This window comes from Aeromonas sp. 96A, from assembly GCF_051919165.1.
Taxonomy (GTDB): domain Bacteria; phylum Pseudomonadota; class Gammaproteobacteria; order Enterobacterales; family Aeromonadaceae; genus Aeromonas; species Aeromonas veronii.
Map to the genome: position 1 here is coordinate 3,225,212 of NZ_JBQBFE010000001.1, position 21,682 is coordinate 3,246,893.

Sequence of the window (21,682 nt, forward strand, 5' to 3'; positions counted from 1 at the left end):
CCGCGGGTGATGGAGGGGGGGCGAACAACTTGAGCGTTAGCGGATCACCAGATAGAGCGAGGAGTCGCCGCGCTGGATGTTGAGCGCCAGCACGTCAGGTTTGTTCTTGAGCGCCTTGGTCAGCTCGCCCAGGGTGTTGATGCGCAGGCGGTTGACCCCGATGATGATGTCACCCTTCTGCAGACCGGAAGCGGCTGCCGGAGAGCGAGGATCAATATCGGCCACAGCGACACCGGAGACCGGGTCGGTGGTGGTGCTCAGCTTGGCCCCTTCCAGTGCCGGATGCAGCGCACTGGCGCGTACTTCGCTGTCATCGGCCTGTTTCAGGGTCACCTTGGCAGTTTGTGATTTGCCATCGCGGATCAGTCCCAGCTCGACCTGCTTGCCAGCGCCCATGGTAGCGATCTTGGCACGCAGCTCGCCGAAGGAGCGAACCGGTTTGCCATCGATGCTGACGATGATATCGCCGGCCTTGATGCCCGCCTTGTCGGCCGCCGAATCAGGCATGACCTGATTGACAAAGGCACCATCCTTCTTGTTGTAGCCGAAGGTTTTGGCGATGTCTGAGGTAAGCTCGGTGCCGGTAATACCCAGCTGGCCGCGACGCACTTCACCGTACTTGACGATCTGTTCGGTCAGATCCCGCACCATGTTGGAGGGGATGGCAAAGCCGATGCCGATGTTGCCGCCGTTCGGGCCCAGAATCGCGGTGTTGATACCGATCAGCTCGCCACGCAGGTTGAGCAGGGCACCGCCGGAGTTACCGGAGTTGATGGCCGCATCGGTCTGGATGAAGTTCTCCAGATTCTCGATGTTGAGGCCGCTGCGACCCAGCGCACTGACAATACCGGAGGTGACGGTCTGGCCCAGACCAAACGGGTTGCCGATGGCCAGCGCATAGTCACCTACCCGCAGCTCGTCGGAGTCGGCGAACTTGATCTGTACCAGGTCCTCGGCCTTGATTTGCAGCAGGGCGATGTCGGACTGCTTGTCTTCACCAATCTTCTTGGCCGCATATTCACGACCATCCTTCAGGTTGACCTTGATCTCGTCCGCCTCGTGAACCACGTGGGCGTTGGTGATCACGTAACCCTTCTTGGCATCGACGATGACACCGGAGCCGAGCGCCTGGAATGGCTGCTCGCTCACCTGTTCATCGGGCATGTTGGGGCCGAAGAAGAACTTGAACTGTTCCGGCAGACGCTGACGGGTAATTTTTTTGCCAGAAACCGAGATATTGACCACCGCCGGGGTGACCTGTTCGAGAACAGGCGCCAGGCTTGGCATCTCCTGATTTGAACCTAACAGGGAAGGCAGTGCAGCCTGAGCAGGGGCCGCAGACATGGCGATACCGACACTGAGGGCTAGCACACTGAGCATGGAAAGAGGTTTACGCATATGAAAAACAGCTCCCAGAAAAAGTTGCATTGCAATCGTCAAGGTCAGACCACGGGACTGGTCAATTAGTTCCGCGAGGAACTAGTTTGGTTGCTTGAGCAGTCCGGAAGAGGCGCCAGCATAGTCGCGAGGCGGAACGCCCGGCTCTTCTGCCACATTGGCAGGGGCTTCTTCTACCAATGACTCGCGGAACAGCGGTTCCTGCGCCTTGGCCAGGAATTTGCTCTGCTCGGCCATGTGGCGATAGAGGGTCTGATACTGCTCGGCCAGTTGCTCCATCAGGGCGGCACTGTCGGCGAAGTGGGTGTTGATCTGGCCCTGATAACTCTCGAGCTCCTTGTGGGCCTTCTTCAGTTCCTGTTCCAGACGGCCAGCATCGCGGCTACGCACCGAAAAACGGCCGAGAACGATACCGATAATCAAGGCCGCGACAGCCAGCAGGATCCCAGTTAACAGACTCATAGATGCTCCTTGTTACAGCTAAAACAGAGTGGGTTTATGCGGTCGTCATAACCGCCATGCCTTGATGGCACTATACCGTGCGTCCTGAGGCCGTGATACCATTTTGTCCTCGATTCAGGGACTTGGAGAGGCGCTCAAGGATGACACCGCAGCAAAAATACCAGCAGGATCTGCTGCGCCCCGGCTTTGTGGCCGACCCCGCGCAGGGGATGGCCATTAGCAGGCTGGAGCGACTGTATCAGGATTTGCTACGGCGCCCGACTCCGACCAGATCTCGAGGGTTGCTGGGTTGGCTGCAAAAGCCCAAGCCGCCGGAGCCCGTCCTCGGTATCTATATGTGGGGCGGAGTGGGCCGAGGCAAGACCTGGCTGATGGATACTTTTTTCGACAGCCTGCCTGGGACGCGCAAGATGCGCAGCCATTTCCACCGCTTCATGCACCGCATTCACGATGAACTGCAGGGGCTGAGCGGGCAATCCGATCCCCTCAAGCTGGTGGCCAGCAAGCTTGCCAGCGAGACAGACATCATCTGTTTCGACGAATTTTTTGTCTCCGACATCACCGATGCCATGTTGCTGGGCACGCTGTTTCAGGAGCTGTTTGGTCACGGTGTCGTGCTGGTCGCCACTTCAAATATTCCGCCGCAGGATCTTTATCGCAACGGGCTGCAGCGAGCCCGTTTTCTGCCTGCTATCGAGCTTATCGAGCGCCATTGCGAGGTACTTAACGTGGATGGCGGTATCGACTATCGCCTGCGTACGCTGGAACAAGCCGAGATTTATCACTGCCCGCTGGACTTGCAGGCAAAAGCCAATCTTGACCACTATTTTCAGCAATTAACCGGTGGGCACACGGCTTGCGAGGGGACGTTCGAGGTCAATCATCGTCAGCTGGCGTCGCTCGGGATGGGGGAAGGGGTGCTCTACATGGAGTTTGAGCAACTTTGCTGTACTCCCCGCTCCCAGAACGACTATATCGAGCTGGCCAGGCTGTTCCATACCGTTCTGCTGGCCAATGTGCAGCCAATGGGCACAGGCACGGATGACGCGGCTCGCCGCTTCATTGCCATGGTCGATGAGTTTTATGAACGGCACGTCAAGCTCATCATGTCGGCGGCGGTTCCCATGGCAGAACTCTACGGCGAAGGGCTGCTGAATTTCGAATTCAAACGCTGTCTTTCACGGCTTCAGGAAATGCAATCGCACGAATACCTTGCCAGAGTGCACCTTCCTTAGTCACAATACCGCGCCTGCCAGTCGGATGGGCATCTGCGGCAGGTAGGGCCGGGCGACATTTGCTGGTTTCATGGCAGTGAAATTAGCAGGTGATATTTAAGGCAACTTCACTTATAATCGCCCGGCCCACGTTACAGCTGTCGATAAGACAGCAACACTTTAAGCTTTACTTGTATTCGAAGGGGTACAGGTAGGCCATCGTTTGTTGTTTGTGGGAGAGCCCCCATAAGCAATTGGGTCTGTAACAGGTAATTGGGTTTAACTTAATGAAAACTTTCGTTGCCAAGCCAGAAACCGTAAAACGTGACTGGTACATTGTGGACGCAGAAGGTAAAACTCTGGGTCGTATCGCAACCGAGATCGCTGCTCGTCTGCGTGGTAAGCACAAAGCTGAGTACACTCCGCACGTTGACACCGGTGATTACATCATCGTTGTAAACGCTGAGAAGGTACACGTAACCGGTAAGAAATTTACCGACAAAATGTACCACGCTCACTCCGGTTTCCCGGGTGGTATCAAGTCAATCAGCTTCGACAAGCTGATTCAGCGTAAACCGGAAATGGTAATCGAAGCAGCCGTCAAAGGCATGCTGCCGAAAGGTCCTCTGGGCCGTGCCATGTTCCGTAAACTGAAAGTTTACGCAGGCGCCGAGCATGCTCATGCTGCTCAGCAACCTCAAGTACTGGATATCTAATCGGGAACTGGCAACATGGCAGAAAATCAATACTACGGTACCGGCCGTCGCAAAAGCTCCACTGCTCGCGTATTTATCAAAGCGGGTAGCGGCAAGATCGTAATCAACCAGCGCTCCCTGGAGCAGTACTTCGGCCGTCCGACTGCCCGCATGGTAGTTCGTCAGCCGCTGGAACTGGTTGAGATGACCGAGAAACTGGATCTGTACATCACCGTTAACGGTGGTGGCATCTCCGGTCAAGCTGGTGCGATCCGCCACGGTATCACTCGTGCTCTGATGCAGTACGACGAAACCCTGCGTTCCGAACTGCGTAAAGCTGGCTTTGTTACTCGTGATGCCCGTAAGGTTGAGCGTAAGAAAGTTGGTCTGCACAAAGCTCGTAAGCGTCCGCAGTACTCCAAGCGTTAATTCGCTTTTGGTACTCACTCTTTCGAGTGTCAAAAAAGCCTGGCGGTTGCCAGGCTTTTTTTATTGGTAATATTACCGACATCAATGCTAACCACGCGTCACAAAAGACAAAAAATTGTTTCTTTATTGTTTTCATTGCTCACCGCTCTTTCTTGTCAAGTTGTTATCTTTTCTTTAAAATTTCCCCTGTTTTCTGTGGCAATTGTAAATCCAGCTTCCGCCGCTGTTGTCACGGGAAAAATGGGGAACAGGGACACTATAAGAATGTGCGGAGTCCACATGGGAGAGTTTTTGGATGAGCAATGCGCCAGTTGATACCGGTCGCCGCAGATTTCTTACCTGGTCAACGGTTGCCGTTGGTGGGGTAGGAGCTGCGTTTACCGCAGTGCCGTTTATAAAGTCATGGAATCCGAGCGCCAAGGCCAAAGCAGCCGGTGCGCCGGTGGAAGTCGATATCAGCAAGTTGGAACCGGGTCAGCTCATCCGTGTCGAGTGGCGAGGCAAGCCTGTCTGGGTGGTGAAACGCACCAAACAGACGCTGGATGCCTTGGCCGCGCATGATGACAAGCTGCGGGATCCCTCATCTGAAGAGCCGCAGCAGCCTGACTATGCCCATAACGGGTACAGATCGATCAAGCCCGAGATTTTTGTCGCGGTCGGTATTTGCACCCACTTGGGGTGTTCACCTTCCTATCTGCCTGACAGCTTTGGCGAGCAGGTGCAGGGCGTTACGTCCGGCTTCTTCTGCCCGTGCCATGGCTCCAAGTTCGACATGGCCGGCCGTGTGTTCCAGGGGGTGCCTGCACCGCTGAACCTGGTCATTCCGCCCTATCAATTCATTAATGACACCACCATCCTGGTCGGTGCCGATGGCAAGGAGGCCTGACCATGTTGAGTAAACTGATGGGCTGGATCGATTATCGATTCCCGCTCACGGCCATGTACAACGACCACATGGCCAAGTATCCGGCACCGAAGAACCTGAACTTCTGGTACTTCTTCGGCTCGCTGGCCATGCTGGTGCTGGTTAACCAGATCATCACCGGTATCTGGTTGACCATGAACTACAACCCCTCTGCGGAAGGTGCGTTTGCCTCCGTGGAGTACATCATGCGCGATGTGGAGTACGGCTGGCTGCTGCGTTACATGCACTCAACCGGTGCGTCTGCATTCTTCATCGTGGTCTATATGCACATGTTCCGCGGCATGATCTATGGCTCTTATCAGAAGCCTCGTGAGCTGCTGTGGATCTTCGGCATGCTGATCTTCCTGGTGCTGATGGCGGAAGCCTTTATGGGCTACTTGCTGCCCTGGGGCCAGATGTCATTCTGGGGTGCTCAGGTCATCATCTCGCTGTTTGGCGCCATTCCGGTCATCGGTGACGATCTGACCCTGTGGATCCGCGGTGACTACGTGATTTCCGGTGCGACCCTTAACCGCTTCTTCGCGCTGCACGTCATCGCGTTGCCGCTGGTGCTGGTGATGCTGGTTGCCATGCACATTCTGGCGCTGCACGAAGTGGGCTCCAACAACCCGGACGGTATCGACATCAAGAAGCACAAGGACGAGAACGGCTGGCCGCTGGATGCGGTGGCGTTCCACCCTTATTTCACCGTCAAGGACATGATCGGTGTGGCGGGCTTCCTGTTCTTCTTCTGCGCCATCATTTTCTTCAAGCCGGATATGTGGGGTTACTTCCTCGAGAAGCCGAACTTTGAAGTGGCCAACGGCCTGAAGACTCCTGCTCACATCGCGCCTGTGTGGTACTTCACCCCCTTCTACGCGATTCTGCGTGCGGTACCTGACAAGCTGCTTGGCGTCATCATGATGGGCCTCTCTATTGTGGTGTTGTTCCTGCTGCCTTGGCTGGATCGCTGCAAGGTGCGTTCTGTTCGCTATCGCAGCAAGCTACACAAGCTTAACATCGCCCAGTTCGTGGTCTGCTTTATCATCCTGGGGGTGCTGGGTGTACTGCCGTCGACGCCGACCCTGACGCTGGTTGCCCAGATTTGTACCTTGGGTTATTTCGGTTTCTTCGTGCTGTTGTTCTTCTACAGCAAAAACGAACGCACCAAGCCGCTGCCGGAGAGGGTTACATTTAAATGAAAAAAATAATATTTGCAGTGCTGACCCTGCTGCCATCACTGGTGTTTGCCAATGCTGGGGCCGTGCATCTGGACAAAGCCAATTATGATCTGAGCGACAAGGCATCCCTGCAACGTGGAGCTGCCACCTTCATGAACTATTGTGCAGGCTGCCACTCTACCCAGTATCAACGCTACAACCGGGTTGCTGCCGATCTGGAGATCCCCGAGGAGCTGATGAAGGAGAACCTCATCTTCACTGGCGCCAAAGTGGGTGATCTGATGAAGATCGCCATGTCCGAGAAGGATGCCGCCAAGTGGTTTGGTGCTCCCCCTCCGGATCTGACTCTGGTTGCCCGGGTACGTGGTGCGGACTGGATTTACACCTATCTGCGTTCTTTTTACGTGGATCCGACTCGTCCGTTTGGGGTGAATAATGTGGTGTTCCCGTCTGTGGGCATGCCTCATGTGTTGGAACCGTTGCAGGGAACCCCCCGTGCCGAGTTCGTCACTCACACGGTCGATGGAGTCGAGACCCAGCAGGTTGTCAGCATCAAATCTGACGGTAATGGTGAAATGGATGACGAAGAGTATGATCAGACGGTACTGGATCTGGTAAACTTCTTGGTCTACTCGGCTGAACCGGTACAACAGGAGCGTGAACGCATGGGCTTCTGGGTGCTTGGTTTCATCGTGATCTTCTTCATCTTCACTGTGCTGTTGAAGAAGGAATTCTGGCGCGACGTTCACTAAGCGACCAGATACGGGTAATATAATGCACGGCAATGAAGACCAAGATGCTTCATTGCCGTTTCTGCTTTTTAATGACGGGAGGGTTCAATGGCTGTAGCTGCCAATAAGCGTTCGGTAATGACGCTGTTTTCCGGTGCCAACGATATGTTCAGCCATCAGGTGCGTATTGTCCTGGCGGAGAAGGGTGTTAGCGTGGATATCTGCCAGGTTGATCCAGCCAATCTGCCGGATGAGCTGGCCGAGCTGAACCCCTACAACTCTGTACCGACCCTGGTTGATCGTGAGCTGGCGCTCTACACCTCGCGCATCATCATGGAGTATCTGGATGAGCGCTTCCCGCATCCGCCCCTGATGCCTGTTTACCCGGTTGCCCGCGGTAACAGCCGTCTGATGATGCACCGCATCGAGCTGGACTGGTACTCCCTGGCCGACAAGATCATGGCCGGTACCGATGCTGAAGCGGCACGCAACGAACTGCGTGACAACCTGCTGGCCATCGCGCCGATCTTCGGTGAAATGCCCTATTTCATGAGCGAAGAGTTCGGTCTGGTGGATTGCTACATGGCACCGCTGCTGTGGCGTCTGCCGAGCCTTGGCATCGACCTGACCGGTCGTGGCGCCAAAGAGCTGAAGGCCTACATGGTTCGTCTGTTCGAACGTGAGTCCTTCCAGGCTTCCCTGACCGAAGCCGAACGCGAGATCCGTGCTGGCGTATGAGCATGGAACCGACAATGACACCGAGCCGCCCGTACTTGTTACGGGCGTTCTTTGACTGGTTGCTGGACAACGATCTGACCCCTCATCTGGTGGTCAACGTCAACATTCCCCATGTGATGGTGCCGATGCAGTTTGCTCAGGACGGGCAAATTGTGCTGAATATCGCGCCCCGAGCCGTGATGCAATTTCACATGGATAACGAGGCTATCAGCTTCAGTGCCCGTTTTGGCGGGGTCTCCCAGCAGGTTTACATCCCGATGGCGGCAGTGCTGGCTATCCATGCCCGGGAGAACGGCGTGGGCACCATGTTCCCGCCTGAGCCGGGTTACGATATCTGGCTGGAGCAGGCTGAAGCGCCGGTGGAGCCTGAGCCGGAACCGCCGCGTCCAAGCGGTCGTCCGACCCTGAAGGTGATCAAATAAAAAACGCAGCCGATTGGCTGCGTTTTTTTATGTGTGGTCGAGCTTAGTTCTGGGCGAACTCGAAGGCCTTGATCACGCGCTTCACGCCGGTGACATGGCGGGCGATGTTGACTGCCTGCTCTCCCTCTTGGCGAGTCACCAGACCAATCAGGAACACCTCGCCGTTCTCGGTGACCACCTTGACCTTGGTGCTGTCGAAATTCTTGGTGCCGAACATGTCGGCTTTCACCTTGGAGGTGATCCAGGAGTCATTGCTGCGAGTGGTGAAACTGGCAGGTTGGCCGATGCGCAATTCGTTGTAGACGTGGCGAACCCCTTCGATGCGACTGACAATTTTGCCCGCCTCAATCTTGTAAACGTCAGAAGGTGTCTGTCCGACCAGCAGTACGCGGCCATTGTTGCTGTAGACGCTGATCTTGCTGGCTGCACTTAGGGGTTTGTTGTCGGCCAGCAGATTGGCCGCTTTCAACTCGATGGTCTGGTCATCCCACTGCGCGCCCAGGGTTCGGCGATCGCCAGAGGCCTTGGCAGTCCCTGCGGCGCCGCCAACAACCAGGGCTGCGCAGCCTTGCAGCAGCAGGGTGCTAACCAGCAGACCGAGCAGGATAGTGTGCTTTTTCATGGTTTCAATCTTCCTGTTGCGGGAAAAGTGTCTGGTCGATGAGATCACACAGGCAGTGCAGGGTCAACAGGTTCACTTCCAGAATGCGAGGGCGACGGGCGGAGGGAACACGGATCTCCACATCGTTCGGGCCGAGCAGACCTGCCATTTCGCCACCGTCCCCCCCGCTCAGCACAACTATGGTCATGTCACGGGAGAGGGCAGCCTCGGCGGCCTTGATCAGGCTGCGGCTGTGGCCGGAGGTGGTGATGACCACCAGAATGTCGCCAGGCTGGCCCAGCGCGCGGATCTGCTTGGCGTAGACCTCTTCAAAACCGTGATCGGTGGCGATGGCGCTGATGGTCGCCATGTCCGGGGTCAGGGCCATGCCGGGCAGGGAGGGGCGCTGGGTCTCGTAGCAGTTGACCAGCTCGGAGATGAACAGTTGCGCGAGTGCGGCAGAAGGACCGTTACCGCATGCCAGCACCTTGTGGCCATTGAGCAGGCAGATGGTGATCATCTGGGCTGCAGTATGGATGGCATCCGGCAGCGCCTCGGCGGCGGCTATCTTGGTCTGGATGCTTTCGGTGTAGTTCTCTTTGATGCGGTCAGTCATAGGGTCCTCTTAAAATGCGTTCTGGATCCAGGCTGGCTGGTCGCCCTCGAACGCAATTACATCGAATCGGCAGGCCTGATTGGCCTCGTTGATGGCATGTTGCTTCAAATAGTGGCGCGCTGCCAGCATGATCTTGTGCTGTTTGCTGCGGGTGACCGAGCTGGCGGCCCCGCCATGGCTGCCGGTGGCCCGGTAGCGCACCTCAACAAACACCAGGGTCGGGCCCTGGTGCATGATGAGATCTATTTCACCGCCACGACAGCGGTAGTTGCGAGCTACCGGTTGCAGGCCCCTAGCCTGCAACCAGCGTTCAGCGACTTGTTCAAAGTGCTGTCCCTTGCTCGTTGGTGAGGGGAACAGGCTCGGCAACTGCTGGCGCATCCGTTTCCATAGTTCCTTCATTGGAGGGCTCCTCCAGCTGCTGAACGGCGTTCTCGTCGACCAGTTTGCCGTTCTGGTAAGTACCCCAGCTCAGCATCCGCACGATATTACCCTGGGCATCCACGCTCAGCTGACCGCTCATGCCGGCCTGCTGCATGCCACCTACCTTGCGCATCTGCTGCAGGTTCTCAGCCAGGCTGACGGCATCGTAGCCCATGGCAAACAAACGCAGTAGGTCACCCTGGGTCTGCGGCCAGAGCAGGGCGATCTGCTCGCGCTGTTTCTCGTAGCCGCCCAGCAGCAGCGGCATATCGGCGATATGCATGCCGTTGAGCTCGGAGGCGACCTCGGTGGCTGCGCTGTCGTAGCCGCGGGAGCTGGTGTAGATGGGCAGGCTGCCCATCGGATTGACCGAGACATCTACGTAGGGCTTGATCATCCGGGTTTCCAGGCTGTTGGCCACCACATAAACGGCATCGATGCTGCGCGGTGCGGCATCAGAGAGTTGCACCACTTCACCAGCTCGGGCGGTAGAGCGGCCGCTCAGGGCATTCTTGACCATCCCCTGCACTTCGTTACGGGCACCAAAGGTGGCAACGACCGGCTTATCCTGGCTCAGGGTGGCCCAGCTCTGCTCGAACGCCTTGATACTGCTGTAACCGATCCGCCCCTGAGCGGCGATCAGCAGCGGTTTGCGGTAGCCCTGGGTGTAGAGGTACTGGGCTGCCTGCGCGGCATCTGCGGCGGCAGAGAGGGAGAAGTAGTAGGTGGTGTCGTTGACGACCGGCTTGTCCAGCTCGTTGAGCGCCAGTACCGGCACGGTCGGATTGGCCTTGAGCAGCTCCTCGACCCTGTCTTTCAGCAGCGGGCCGATGATCATGTCTGCCCCTTCCTGAATCGCCTGCTTATAAAGGTCGCCGGTCGACTTGCTCTGGGTGTCGTAGAAGTTCAGGGTGAATTGCCCCTGATTTTCCTTATAAGACATCAGCATACCGTTACGGATGGCGGCGCCCTGCGGTTCCAGATTGCCTGAGAGGGGCAGCAGCACAGCGATCTGTTGCACCGAGGTGCTGGCAGTGGCCGCCAGATCGCCCAATCCTGCCGGCATATCTTTCTGGGCCGGATGGTTGGGGAAGTCACGCTTCCAGCCTGCCAGCTGGCGGGCCAGCAGGTTCGGCTGGGCGCCAAACTCGTTGACCAGTGCCGCCAGTCGCAACCAGCCGGTGGTCACATCAGGGGCCGGAGCCTCTTCCAGTGCTTGCAGGGTGGAGGGGGTCATGCTTTTGAGCAACGACCAGATTTGCTGATGGTTGGTCGCCTGCTCGCTCTGATTGAGGTAGGGCTCCAGTGCAATCAACGACTTGGCTGCGCCAAATTTGTTGTTGATGTCGAGCTGTAGCACCACGCGCTGGCGATACCAATCCTTCTGGGTATCGGCATCCAGCACCACCTCGGGTTTGCCTTCCAGCAGGATCAGCGCCTGATTGGCGTGGCCTTGTGCCAGCAACAGATGGGCTTGCAACAGTTGCAACTGTGCCTTCTGGGCGGGGTCCTTGGCCTGCTTCTGCAATTGCTGGAACAGCGCCGAGGCCGGTTTGGCCTGGCCCAGCGCCAGATAGCTGCGTGCCGCCAGCATCTGCCAGGTAAAGGCCTCGGCCGGCTTGGCGGGATCCACCTGCTCAAGATACCACTGGGCATTCTTGGTCAGATTGGAGAACGCAGAGGGCATGCCTGACTGCCCTGACGGTTGATTGGGCTCCGACGCACAGGCGGCGAGCAGTACTGCCGCGAGTATGATGCCGAAGAGTCGTGATACACTTAGCTGCTTTGTAACCCGGTTCAAGTTCATTCCCCGACCAGTGTTGAAGTTCCCCATAGTGTAAACGGGCCAATATGGCGACACAATTGTCGGGGCACTCGGAGATCCCATGAGTGACATCCCAACCCTGTATATAGTCCCCACTCCGATCGGCAATCTGGCGGACATCACCCAGCGTGCATTGGACATTTTACGCAGTGTCGATCTGGTGGCAGCTGAAGATACCCGTCATACCGGTATCCTGCTCAGCCACTACCAAATCTCGGTGCCGACCTTCGCCCTGCACGATCACAACGAGCAGCAGAAAGCCGATGTGCTGATCGGCCGGATCAAAGAGGGCAAGAGTGTTGCGCTGGTCTCCGATGCTGGCACCCCGCTCATCAGCGACCCCGGTTATCACTTGGTCACCCGCTGTCGTGAAGCCGGGGTCAAGGTGGTGCCGCTGCCCGGTCCCTGTGCCGCCATCACCGCTCTGAGCGCGGCCGGTCTGCCCACCGATCGATTTGCCTTTGAGGGCTTCCTGCCCGCCAAGAGCAAGGGGCGTGACGATCGCCTGCAAGCCGTTATTGAAGACACCCGCTCGCTGGTGTTCTACGAATCGCCGCGCCGTGTGCAGGATACAGTAGAAGCGATTGCTCGCATTCTCGGCGAGCGTCATGTGGTGGTGTGCCGCGAGCTGACCAAGACCTTCGAGTCAATCCATGGTCTGCCAGCCTCTGAAATGCTGGCCTGGCTTGGTGAAGATGACAACCGTTGCCGCGGCGAGATCGTGCTGGTCGTGGCTGGCGCCTCCAAAGAGGAAGAGGATTTGCCAGCCGAGGCGATCCGTACTCTGGGTCTGCTGGTGGCCGAGCTGCCACTGAAAAAAGCGGCCGCCCTGACCGCCGAGATCCACGGCGTGAAGAAGAATGCCCTCTACAAATACGGCCTCGAGCACTATTGAGCCGGTTAATAGGCCGTAAGGCTGTTTTCTGACCAGTGCAATCCCCCGAACCGGCGAGCATTCAGCATGTAAACGGGGGCCAAAGCGCGATAAATGGCTGTAAACGGGAATTGCCGGTTTACCCCGTGCGTATCGCAAGGCTATAATCCGCGCCTCGGAGTTGGCTGGGCAATCGCTGCTTCGTCGTTGTGTCCCTCGGGACAGACGGGCGGAGGGGAGGAAAGTCCGGGCTTCACAGGGCAGGGTGCCAGGTAACGCCTGGGGGGCGCGAGCCTACGACCAGTGCAACAGAGAGCAGACCGCCGATGGCCCGCAAGGGATCAGGTAAGGGTGAAAGGGTGCGGTAAGAGCGCACCGCGCGACTGGCAACAGTTCGTGGCACGGTAAACTCCACCCGAAGCAAGACCAAATAGGCCCCTATTGGCGCGGCCCGCGTTGGGGGCGGGTAGGTTGCTTGAGCCAGCGAGCGATTGCTGGCCTAGAGGAATGATTGCTACCCGGGGCAACCCGGTACAGAACCCGGCTTACAGGCCGACTCCGACCTCATTCCGCGTGAACCGTCACGCTAAAATCCCGGTGCCTAACGGCACCGGGATTTTTATTATTCACGCCGAGATGCACCGCATGGCGGCTTTCTGGAATTTGTAATAAAGTTCTCACCCTTTTTGGTCGATATACGTCGGCTGGACTGTCTGTATCTATCACACTGCTGGCCTGATGAGCGACCCTGTGGCAGTAAGGCGAGATGAAATGGTTAAGGTGGATTATTAATGTCATCAAGCAGCGCAATGCTCACACCTTCCCGGCTGCTTAGCGCAGAACGGGGCAGAACCCTGCCTCATTATGATCTGTTGGGTGTCGAGCGGTTAAACCACGCCCGTTTGAAGCAGGTCAATGGCCAGTTGAGCACATTTTCCCTGCAAGCTGCGAGTTGTATGGCCCAGCTGTTCAATAGTGCGGAGTGCGAACTGAATTATGGCGAGTTCGCCTTTTCCGGTCCTGCAGAGATAGATGACGCTCATATCTGGGTCGAGGCGAGAAGTCCGCTTGAACCACAGCGCGCCGTCTATTTCTCGATCGCACCCCTGGTCATCTATCGTCTTGCGGTCCTCTTTTTCGGTGGCACCTTGCAGCAAAAAGAGGAGCATGTTCAGTCTGGCAAAGGGCTGACCGATACCGAACAGCGGCTGTTATTGCGGCTTTGCCAGTATCAGGTTGATATCTGGTGTGCTTGTCTGGGGTTGGGGGATCTGAAGTGGCAGTTGCATGTCGTGCCACGGGATTCCATCGCCCACCGTCAGCTCTGGACCACGCAGGCAACCCTGCAGGCAGGTAATTGCACTCATTACTGGCAGATGTGGTTGCTTCCCCCCGAGGAGTCCATTTCTCCGGTGAGTCATTCATTGCCGGCAGGTCAGCTGGAACAGGCTCTGACTCATGTCCCGGTTCGTCTGCGGGTGGTGATGGGCCAATTGTCCATGACGCTGGCGGATCTCGAGTGTCTCAAGGTGGGTGATGTGCTGTCACTGGACTTGCCTGAAGTTGTGCCAGCACTGATTGGCAGCCGTCCCTGCTTCAGTGGACGAATCGCAGAACACAAAGGCAGCCTGGTCTATCAGGTTGCGACGGTTGTAGAGGAGTAAATTGAATCATGAGCGAGCACAATATGAATGATCCGCTGGATCTGGATGGACTGGATCAACTGTTTGGTGACGACATCAGCATGCCTAGCGCTGCAGACTACTTGGCCCCCACCAGTAGTAGCAAACAGCGGGATCTCTCCTTCTTTCGCCAGATCCCAGTCAAGGTGACGCTGGAAGTGGCCAGTACCGAAGTGCCGCTCGGCGATTTGATGCGCGTCGAGGAGGGGGCTGTCATTGAGCTGGACAAGCTGGCGGGTGAACCGCTGGATGTGCGGGTGAATGGCCGTCTGCTTGCCAAGGGCGAAGTCGTCGTCGTGAATGGCAAATATGGTCTGCGCCTGGTCGATGTCATTGATACCAACCTGCTGGGTGGCATGGACGACTGATGCGCTATCTGCTGCTGACGCTGCTGTTATTTTCGCTGCCCGGCTGGGGGGCGGACATGACCCTGTTCTCGGTATCGCCAGGTGCTTCAGGGGGCGAGGACTACAACATCAAGTTGCAGATCCTCTTCTTCATGACCCTGCTGGGTCTGCTTCCGACCTTGTTACTGATGATGACCAGTTTTACCCGGATCATCATCGTGCTGGCCATATTGAGACAGGCACTTGGCCTGCAGCAGAGCCCTCCCAACCGGGTGCTGATCGGCATCAGCCTCATCCTGACTGTGGTGATTATGCGTCCGGTCTGGACGGACATGTATCAGAATGCATTTGTCCCTTATGACAACAATGAAATAACCCTGTCAGAGGGGATCGCCAAGGCAGAAAAACCCCTGCGCAAATTCATGCTGGCCCAGACCCGTGAACCGGATCTGGAGCAGATGCTGCGCATCTCTGGCGAACCAACTACGGTCGCTAAAGAGGATGTGCCTTTCGGTGTGCTGTTGCCCGCGTTTGTCTTGAGTGAGTTGAATACCGCATTTCAGATTGGCTTTATGCTGTTTATCCCCTTTCTGGTGATTGACTTGGTGGTCGCCAGCGTCTTGATGGCGATGGGGATGATGATGCTCTCACCGCTGATCATCTCGTTACCCTTCAAACTGATGGTGTTTGTGCTGGTCGATGGCTGGTCGATGACCGTCGGCACCTTGGCCGCCAGCTTTGGTGGGGGAGGCTGATATGACCCCTGAGCAGAGCGTTGCCCTGGTTGGTGGCGCGGTCAATCTGGTGGTGACCATGGTCTCGGTGCTGATTGTACCGGGCCTGATCGTAGGTTTGGTGGTCAGTATTTTTCAGGCGGCCACCCAGATCCAGGAGCAGACGCTCAGTTTTCTTCCCCGTTTTATCGTGACTCTGATGACCCTTATCTTTACGGGTAACTGGCTGTTGTCGCAGATAACCACCTTGTTCCAGGATCTTTTTCTTAAAATCCCCGGGTTTATCGGATGAATTCGCTGCTGTCCCTCAGTGCTGCTGACCTGACCGCATGGTTGGGACAGTGGTGGTGGCCGTTTATCCGGATCGGTATGGCATTCTGGGTGATGCCGGTCTTTGGGGATACCCGGGTGCCTGCGCAAGTTCGCCTGATGCTGGCGTTCATCATCAGCCTGCTGCTCGCCCCCATGATGAAGGATATGCCGGTTGTCGATCCTTTCAGTGCCGGTGCGCTGGTCCTGGCGGTGGAGCAGCTGCTGTTTGGTTTGCTGTTTGGTCTGTGTGTCCAGTTGTTCTATATGGTGATGACCACTGCGGGGCAGATCCTCTCCATGCAGATGGGGCTCGCGATGGCGGTGATGAATGATCCGGTCAACGGGGATTCTGCCCCCATCATCAGTCAGGTCATGATGGTGTTTTGCGCATTGCTCTTTCTGGGACTGAATGGCCACCTGGTGGTACTGGATATTCTGGTGCAGAGTCTGCGTAGCTGGCCGCCGGGTTCATCTCTGGATCTGATCGATATGAAAGGTGTGATCGGGTTGTTTGGCTGGTCTATCGGTGCCGCCCTGTTGCTGACGTTGCCTGCCGTTGTTGCCATGTTGATGGTTAACCTGACCTTCGGGGTGATGAACCGGACCGCCCCTTCGCTCAATATCTTCTCCCTCGGTTTTCCCATGACCCTGTTGCTCGGGTTGCTCACCATGGCGCTCTCCATCAGTGGTGTGCCCTCCCGTTATCTGGATTTGGTGACCCATGTGCTTGAACAGCTGCGAGGCTTGACCCCGGCATGAGTCAGAACAGCGCGCAGGACAAAACCGAAGAGGCCTCTAGCCAGAAACGCCAGAAAGCAAGAGATGAGGGGCAGATCGCCCGCTCAAAAGAGCTCAGTTCTGCCGGTTTGCTGCTGCTTGGCGGGTTGGTGATGCAGTGGATGGTGCCGGGGTTTGGCCAGTTCTTTGCCGAGTTGATGAAGCGCCCGCAGCGTTTTGACTGGCAAGGTGCCCGTGACCCGCAGATGATGATCCATTGGTTGGGTGAAGCGCTGATAAACATGCTGTGGGTGCTGCTGCCCCTGTTTGGCTTTCTGGCCCTGATGCTGGTGTTGCTCAGCATTGTGCCGGGCGGTATGGCGTTGACCTGGAAAAAGCTGCTACCCAGTGGCGAGAAGATGAACCCTTTGAAGGGGCTGGGGCGCATGTTTTCCAAGAACAGCCTGATGGAGTTGCTGAAGTCACTGCTCAAGGTGACGCTGATCGGCGGCACGCTGGCGTTGATGTTAAATCATCAATGGCCTTCTTTGTTGATGATGAACCGGATGCCCCCTCAGGCGGCCCTCGAGCAGGCGCTACGGATCCTCTCCCAGGCATTTATTTTGCTGGGGAGCGTTCAGATGCTGATTGCCGTGCTGGATGTGCCCTATCAGCGCTGGTCGCTTAACAAGCAGCTCAGGATGACCAAACAAGAGGTCAAGGATGAGCACAAGAACAGCGAAGGGCGTCCCGAGATCAAGGCCAAAATCCGCCAGGTACAGGGAATGCTTGCCCGCGCGCGTATCGAGCAGCGGGTACCGCAGGCAGATGTGATTATCGTTAACCCGACCCATTATGCGGTGGCCATAAAATATGATGCGACTCGTGCCAATGCCCCTTTCGTGATTGCCAAAGGGGTCGACAGCATGGCCGAGCGGATCCGTCAGGTCGCCAAACAGCATGACAAGATGGTGATGAGCTTGCCCGAGTTGACGCGAGCCATCTATCACTCGACCAGGGTGGATCAGGAAGTCCCCGCAGGGCTGTACACGGCAGTTGCCTATGTATTGAACCATGTATTGCAGTTAAGGGCGTATGAGGCAGGCAAGGGGAGGAAACCGACCCCTCTTGCTCCGTTATATGTACCGCCCGAGTTACGTCAACCTGAGAGGTAAGTTGTGAACTGGCGTGTATTCACCCAATCCTATACCGCAATTCCGCTGATGTTATTGGCCATTCTGGCCATGATGATCCTGCCTCTGCCCGGTTGGCTGCTGGATGCGCTCTTTACCTTCAACATTGTGTTGGCGGTACTGGTGTTGCTGGTATCCGTCTCGGCCCGCAGACCACTCGATTTCTCGGTATTCCCAACCGTGTTGCTGGTTGCCACCCTGATGCGGCTGTCGCTGAACGTGGCCTCTACCCGTGTGGTGTTGCTGCACGGTCACGAAGGGCATGAAGCAGCCGGTAAGGTCATCCAGGCATTCGGTGAAGTCGTGATCGGTGGCAACTATGTCGTCGGTCTGGTGGTCTTTGTGATCCTGATGATCATCAACTTTGTGGTGATCACCAAGGGTGGCGAGCGGATTTCGGAAGTATCCGCCCGCTTCACTCTGGATGCCATGCCCGGCAAGCAGATGGCCATCGATGCCGACTTGAATGCCGGCACCATGGATCAGCATCAGGCCAGGGCTCGCCGTGAGGAGATCGCGCGCGAGGCGGACTTCTATGGTGCGATGGATGGTGCTTCCAAGTTCGTTCGTGGTGACGCGATAGCTGGCATGTTGGTGCTGATCATCAACCTGGTGGGTGGGTTGGCCATCGGTATTTTCCAGCATGCCTTGCCCGTTGCCGAAGCCTTCCAGCGCTATGCGTTGTTGACCATTGGTGATGGTCTGGTTGCCCAGATCCCGTCCCTGCTGATGTCGACTGCTGCGGCCATTATCGTGACCCGGGTCAGTGATGAGGGGGAGATGGCTGATCAGGTTGGTCAGCAGATCCTGGCATCGCCTCGCGTTATCTATACCTCTGCAACCATCATGCTGATCCTGGGTCTGGTGCCCGGGATGCCGATGCTCGCATTCCTCAGTTTCGCAGCTGTACTGGCCTGGACAGGTTGGAGTGTCAGCAAGCGAGCCGTCAATGTGCCGGATCTGGATGCAGCGCAAGAGCTGACTCGTCAAATGATTCAGCCTGAACAGCAGGCACTGGAGTGGCAGGATTTGCCGCCAGTCGATACGGTCGCCATCGAGCTTGGTTATCGTCTGGTGCCATTGGCTGAAACGGATAAAGGGGCTGAACTGCTTGCACGAGTGCGCGGGATCCGCAAAACCCTCTCCGAGCAGTACGGTTTTCTGCTCCCCGAGATCCGGGTTCGCGACAATTTGCAGTTGCAGCCGGATCAGTACCGGATCAAGTTGTCCGGTGTCGCGTTGGCGATGGGGAATGTGGATTGTCAGCGCTTGATGGCCATCAGCAGTGGTGAGACCTATGGCGCTTTAGATGGCGAGTTGACTCAGGACCCGGCCTACGGCATGAGTGCGGTCTGGATCTCCCCGGAGCAAAAGGCCAAGGCCCTTAATCTTGGTTACTCGGTGGTGGATTCGGCCACCGTGATTGCCACTCACGCCAGCAAGCTGTTGCGTGAACAGCTTGATGCGCTGTTTGGTCACGATGAAGTTGGCAAACTGGGCCAATATCTGGCCAGTCAGTCCCCCCGGTTGGCTGAAGAGCTGAATCTGGCATTGACCCAGATGCAGCAATTGAGAGTGTTTCGTCAATTGCTAAAGGAGCAGGTCAGTCTTACCGATATACGAACCGTTGCCACGACGCTGCTGGATGCGAGCGAGCTGACCAAAGACCCTGTCTTGCTGGCATCCGATGTGCGCTGTGCCTTGAAGCGCCAGATTGTGCGGCAGGCCATTGGTAATCGCGATGTGCTGGCTACGTTTACGCTGGATGATCGCCTTGAGCAGACATTGCTGGCTGCAATGAATCAGTCACAACAGCAGGGCAAAATCCAGCTGGACAGCTTCCCGGTTGATCCACAACTGCTGGCCCAATTGCAGCAAAATATGCCGTTGGTGAAGGAGCAGTTGCAGCAGTTGGGACATGCTCCTGTGTTGGTTGTTATGCCGCAACTGAGACCATTAATAGCCCGTTATGCCCGATCATTTTCAAAGGGACTCAAAGTGCTTTCCTACAATGAGATACCTGAAGAGCTACGGGTGGAGGTAATTGGTACACTTGGTTAATTACTGTTGGATAAATATCCTGAAGGGAAGTGTTTTTTCCGCCCCAGCTTGAATTGCCGTATGAATACTATATGATGTGGCGAAAATTGACGCAGCAATGTGTGAAAGTTAAATAACAAAAAACAATATTAATTGTGTTGCCACACGCTTAGCCCATCAGGCGGGGCGTGTTATCACATTGTAAGGGCAAACTGAACTGAAAAGTCAGGACGCAAAGCCTCCGGTCTAACAGCAGGAAAGCTAATGACAGCGGGGTTACCAAGGTGAATTTGGATACGATTTTGTTACCATCTAGATACAAACTTCACTTTTTTAAGTGCGAATTTGTATTTCTCCTTTGTGCCTGATACTTCAGTTCTATTGATTGTTCTATCCACAATCACAGGTGTCAGACGTCTATGTCTTCGGGATTGTCAATAAATAAAATAATCGGGTTGTGTGGCGATAGCTTGGCTGAACCACATATATTATTGATTCAGCCGCTAATAGTTGCCGAAAATGAGGTTGAAAAAATCTTATCCAAGGAAGGCATCAGGGTATCAAGCGTTAATTCTGTTAAACAATCAAAGGGCATTATTGCTGATGGTAATGTCAATTTGATCCTGCTCGATATGGATGCTATGACCGAGCTCGGGCCGCGTATTCTGCGTGAGTTCGAAGGACTTGATTGCGTCATAATGGTCAATGAGCACCAAGCCACCATTGCTGCGGAAGCCATGTGTGCCGGGGCTGTTGACTATATTGTCAAACCCTTCTGCCCCCAGCAATTGCTCGATGCTGTCCGTGGTGCTTTACGCCTTCGTCAAGCGATCCCCAATCTTATCGCCGTTTCTCCCATGAGCCTGCAGGTATTGCAACTGGCCCGACGAGCAGCCAAAACCTCTGCCACCATTCTGATTGGTGGTGAGTCAGGAACCGGTAAAGAACGGTTGGCTCGTTATATTCACGAAATGTCTGCCAGAGCGGAAAAACCATTTCTGGCGATTAATTGTGCAGCAATTCCTGAAGCAATGCTTGAGTCAATTCTTTTTGGCCACAATAAAGGTGCATTTACCGGTGCTGTTTCTGCCCAGCCCGGCAAATTTGAGTTGGCTCAGGGGGGGACCCTGTTGCTGGATGAAATATCAGAACTTCCTTTTAACCTGCAGGCTAAATTATTACGGGTGCTACAAGAAAAAGAAGTTGAGCGACTTGGCAGCAATCAAACGATTGCTCTTGATGTTCGAATCATTGCCGCCAGCAATAAAGATCTGCGCAAACTGGTTGCATGTGGGCTATTTCGTGAAGACCTTTTCTATCGTCTTGATGTATTGCCAATGAATTGGCCCGCATTGCGTGAACGTCCTGAAGATATTATTCCGCTGGCCAACTACTTTATTGAGCGTTATGCATCCCAACAGGGCTATCGCCTGAGTGAACGTGCCTGTCAGTTGTTGCTGTCATATGAATGGCCAGGAAATGTACGAGAGCTGGATAATGTCATTCAACGGTCATTAATAATGGCGCGTGGTTTGCATATACAGTCCGTCGATTTGATGTTGCCAAATTGTATTCTTCCAGAAGAAACAGTCGCAGCAGACACGTGGCATGCTCCCGAGGGGTTAAGTGAAACCAGGCGGCATGCCGAGTTCCAATTTGTATTAGAGACCTTGCGCCGCTTTCGTGGCCATCGTACCCGCACAGCCGATGCACTGGGCATGACAACCCGGGCACTGCGCTACAAGCTTGCGGCGATGCGTGAGCAAGGCATTGATATTGAACAGCAGATTCAAGCAGAGGGATAAAAAGTGAAGATTCAGATGATGTCATCACAGGTGACGCTACTGCAGCAGATGCAGGAGATGCAGCGTGTCGCAAGCCAGACCCCTTCTATCGAATCCAATGATCTGTCGGGAGCATCATTTACCGATGCCATGCGGGATGTGGTCGGGCGCGTCAATGAACAGCAGAATGTCGCGTCAAAATTAATGGCATCCGTCGATGCCGGGCAGAGCGATGATCTGGTGGGCGCCATGGTGGCGAGTCAAAAAGCCGGCTTGAGTTTTTCAGCCTTGATGCAGGTTCGCAACAAGCTGATGACCGGTTTTGATGACATTATGCGCATGCCGCTCTGAGGTAACAGA

Annotated in this window: 24 protein-coding genes, 1 other RNA gene and 1 riboswitch; of the genes, 19 read left to right on the forward strand and 6 right to left on the reverse strand. The window is 55.8% G+C overall.

All coding sequences use genetic code 11. The features are described from left to right. Positions 1-36: 36 nt before the first annotated feature. Complete coding sequence (locus ACTG2W_RS14905) at positions 37-1,398, reverse strand: Do family serine endopeptidase (protein WP_005336295.1); 1,362 nt, start codon at positions 1,396-1,398, stop codon at positions 37-39. Between the two features lie 81 nt (positions 1,399-1,479). After that, positions 1,480-1,860 carry a YhcB family protein gene (locus tag ACTG2W_RS14910; RefSeq protein ID WP_005356646.1) on the reverse strand — a complete coding sequence of 127 codons (381 nt, stop codon included), beginning with the start codon at positions 1,858-1,860 and terminating at the stop codon, positions 1,480-1,482. Positions 1,861-2,000: 140 nt separating this feature from the next. Here ACTG2W_RS14910 and zapE point away from each other — a divergent pair, with 140 nt between their 5' ends. The 8 genes from zapE to ACTG2W_RS14950 all read left to right on the forward strand — a co-directional run bounded on the left by zapE (position 2,001) and on the right by ACTG2W_RS14950 (position 8,174). Then, positions 2,001-3,095 carry a cell division protein ZapE gene (zapE, locus tag ACTG2W_RS14915; protein ID WP_440001622.1) on the forward strand — a complete coding sequence of 365 codons (1,095 nt, stop codon included), beginning with the start codon at positions 2,001-2,003 and terminating at the stop codon, positions 3,093-3,095. A 266-nt stretch (positions 3,096-3,361) separates the two neighbouring features. Continuing rightward, a complete protein-coding gene (gene rplM, locus ACTG2W_RS14920; protein ID WP_005336289.1) occupies positions 3,362-3,790 on the forward strand; it encodes a 50S ribosomal protein L13 in 429 nt (142 codons plus the stop codon). 15 nt (positions 3,791-3,805) lie between these two features. Next, a complete protein-coding gene (gene rpsI / locus ACTG2W_RS14925) occupies positions 3,806-4,198 on the forward strand; it encodes a 30S ribosomal protein S9 (protein ID WP_005336286.1) in 393 nt (130 codons plus the stop codon). Between the two features lie 295 nt (positions 4,199-4,493). Further along, positions 4,494-5,084 (forward strand): ubiquinol-cytochrome c reductase iron-sulfur subunit, encoded by a 591-nt coding sequence (gene petA / locus ACTG2W_RS14930; protein ID WP_040068840.1) that lies wholly within the window; start codon positions 4,494-4,496, stop codon positions 5,082-5,084. A 2-nt stretch (positions 5,085-5,086) separates the two neighbouring features. Next, positions 5,087-6,304, forward strand: coding sequence for a cytochrome b (locus tag ACTG2W_RS14935; protein ID WP_040068842.1), 1,218 nt, complete (start codon positions 5,087-5,089; stop codon positions 6,302-6,304). Continuing rightward, on the forward strand, positions 6,301-7,035 hold the full coding sequence (locus tag ACTG2W_RS14940) for a cytochrome c1 (RefSeq protein ID WP_236292531.1): 735 nt from the start codon (positions 6,301-6,303) through the stop codon (positions 7,033-7,035). Before ACTG2W_RS14935 ends, ACTG2W_RS14940 begins: the two co-directional genes overlap by 4 nt. An 87-nt stretch (positions 7,036-7,122) precedes the next feature. Beyond that, the gene (gene sspA / locus ACTG2W_RS14945) at positions 7,123-7,752 is read left to right on the forward strand and encodes a stringent starvation protein SspA (protein ID WP_005336279.1); all 630 of its coding nucleotides are present in this window, start codon (positions 7,123-7,125) and stop codon (positions 7,750-7,752) included. Continuing rightward, entirely contained in the window at positions 7,749-8,174 is a 426-nt protein-coding gene (locus ACTG2W_RS14950) for a ClpXP protease specificity-enhancing factor (protein ID WP_005336278.1), read from the forward strand. The genes sspA and ACTG2W_RS14950 overlap by 4 nt, the downstream gene beginning before the upstream one ends. Positions 8,175-8,217: 43 nt before the next feature. Here ACTG2W_RS14950 and dolP read toward each other — a convergent pair whose 3' ends face one another. Genes dolP through ACTG2W_RS14970 form a run of 4 tightly spaced genes read right to left on the reverse strand, consistent with a single transcriptional unit; the run spans position 8,218 to position 11,501 of the window. Continuing rightward, entirely contained in the window at positions 8,218-8,796 is a 579-nt protein-coding gene (dolP, locus tag ACTG2W_RS14955; RefSeq protein WP_005336277.1) for a division/outer membrane stress-associated lipid-binding lipoprotein, read from the reverse strand. 4 nt (positions 8,797-8,800) lie between these two features. Then, on the reverse strand, positions 8,801-9,391 hold the full coding sequence (locus ACTG2W_RS14960) for a D-sedoheptulose-7-phosphate isomerase (RefSeq protein ID WP_005336275.1): 591 nt from the start codon (positions 9,389-9,391) through the stop codon (positions 8,801-8,803). Positions 9,392-9,400: 9 nt separating this feature from the next. Further along, entirely contained in the window at positions 9,401-9,772 is a 372-nt protein-coding gene (locus ACTG2W_RS14965) for a YraN family protein (RefSeq protein ID WP_181294948.1), read from the reverse strand. Beyond that, the gene (locus ACTG2W_RS14970; protein ID WP_019444831.1) at positions 9,714-11,501 is read right to left on the reverse strand and encodes a penicillin-binding protein activator; all 1,788 of its coding nucleotides are present in this window, start codon (positions 11,499-11,501) and stop codon (positions 9,714-9,716) included. Before ACTG2W_RS14970 ends, ACTG2W_RS14965 begins: the two co-directional genes overlap by 59 nt. Positions 11,502-11,700: 199 nt before the next feature. Here ACTG2W_RS14970 and rsmI point away from each other — a divergent pair, with 199 nt between their 5' ends. The 11 genes from rsmI to lfiE all read left to right on the forward strand — a co-directional run bounded on the left by rsmI (position 11,701) and on the right by lfiE (position 21,673). After that, positions 11,701-12,534: a 16S rRNA (cytidine(1402)-2'-O)-methyltransferase gene (gene rsmI, locus ACTG2W_RS14975; RefSeq protein WP_204477820.1), complete on the forward strand. Its 834-nt coding sequence runs from the start codon at positions 11,701-11,703 to the stop codon at positions 12,532-12,534. Between the two features lie 156 nt (positions 12,535-12,690). After that, an RNA gene (rnpB, locus tag ACTG2W_RS14980) (RNase P RNA component class A) lies at positions 12,691-13,077 on the forward strand. Positions 13,078-13,304: 227 nt separating this feature from the next. Continuing rightward, entirely contained in the window at positions 13,305-14,177 is an 873-nt protein-coding gene (gene lfiM, locus ACTG2W_RS14985) for a lateral flagellar motor switch protein LfiM (RefSeq protein WP_181294941.1), read from the forward strand. Positions 14,178-14,185: 8 nt separating this feature from the next. Beyond that, positions 14,186-14,563 carry a lateral flagellar motor switch protein LfiN gene (gene lfiN, locus ACTG2W_RS14990; RefSeq protein ID WP_019444828.1) on the forward strand — a complete coding sequence of 126 codons (378 nt, stop codon included), beginning with the start codon at positions 14,186-14,188 and terminating at the stop codon, positions 14,561-14,563. After that, complete coding sequence (fliP, locus tag ACTG2W_RS14995) at positions 14,563-15,297, forward strand: flagellar type III secretion system pore protein FliP (RefSeq protein ID WP_107684348.1); 735 nt, start codon at positions 14,563-14,565, stop codon at positions 15,295-15,297. Before lfiN ends, fliP begins: the two co-directional genes overlap by 1 nt. A 1-nt stretch (position 15,298) precedes the next feature. Beyond that, positions 15,299-15,568, forward strand: a complete 270-nt coding sequence (gene fliQ, locus ACTG2W_RS15000; protein WP_005336246.1) for a flagellar biosynthesis protein FliQ — start codon at positions 15,299-15,301, stop codon at positions 15,566-15,568. Further along, positions 15,565-16,347 (forward strand): lateral flagellar biosynthetic protein LfiR, encoded by a 783-nt coding sequence (gene lfiR, locus ACTG2W_RS15005; protein WP_421308530.1) that lies wholly within the window; start codon positions 15,565-15,567, stop codon positions 16,345-16,347. Before fliQ ends, lfiR begins: the two co-directional genes overlap by 4 nt. Beyond that, positions 16,344-17,480, forward strand: coding sequence for a flagellar biosynthesis protein FlhB (gene flhB, locus ACTG2W_RS15010; RefSeq protein ID WP_019444827.1), 1,137 nt, complete (start codon positions 16,344-16,346; stop codon positions 17,478-17,480). The genes lfiR and flhB overlap by 4 nt, the downstream gene beginning before the upstream one ends. A 3-nt stretch (positions 17,481-17,483) precedes the next feature. Continuing rightward, on the forward strand, positions 17,484-19,559 hold the full coding sequence (gene lfhA, locus ACTG2W_RS15015) for a lateral flagellar biosynthesis protein LfhA (RefSeq protein ID WP_021231850.1): 2,076 nt from the start codon (positions 17,484-17,486) through the stop codon (positions 19,557-19,559). Positions 19,560-19,734: 175 nt separating this feature from the next. After that, positions 19,735-19,822, forward strand: a riboswitch (cyclic di-GMP riboswitch). Between the two features lie 135 nt (positions 19,823-19,957). Continuing rightward, positions 19,958-21,343: a lateral flagellar response regulator transcription factor LafK gene (lafK, locus tag ACTG2W_RS15020; RefSeq protein ID WP_245148013.1), complete on the forward strand. Its 1,386-nt coding sequence runs from the start codon at positions 19,958-19,960 to the stop codon at positions 21,341-21,343. A 3-nt stretch (positions 21,344-21,346) separates the two neighbouring features. Beyond that, positions 21,347-21,673, forward strand: a complete 327-nt coding sequence (lfiE, locus tag ACTG2W_RS15025) for a lateral flagellar hook-basal body complex protein LfiE (RefSeq protein ID WP_005336241.1) — start codon at positions 21,347-21,349, stop codon at positions 21,671-21,673. The last annotated feature ends 9 nt before the right edge of the window (positions 21,674-21,682 follow it).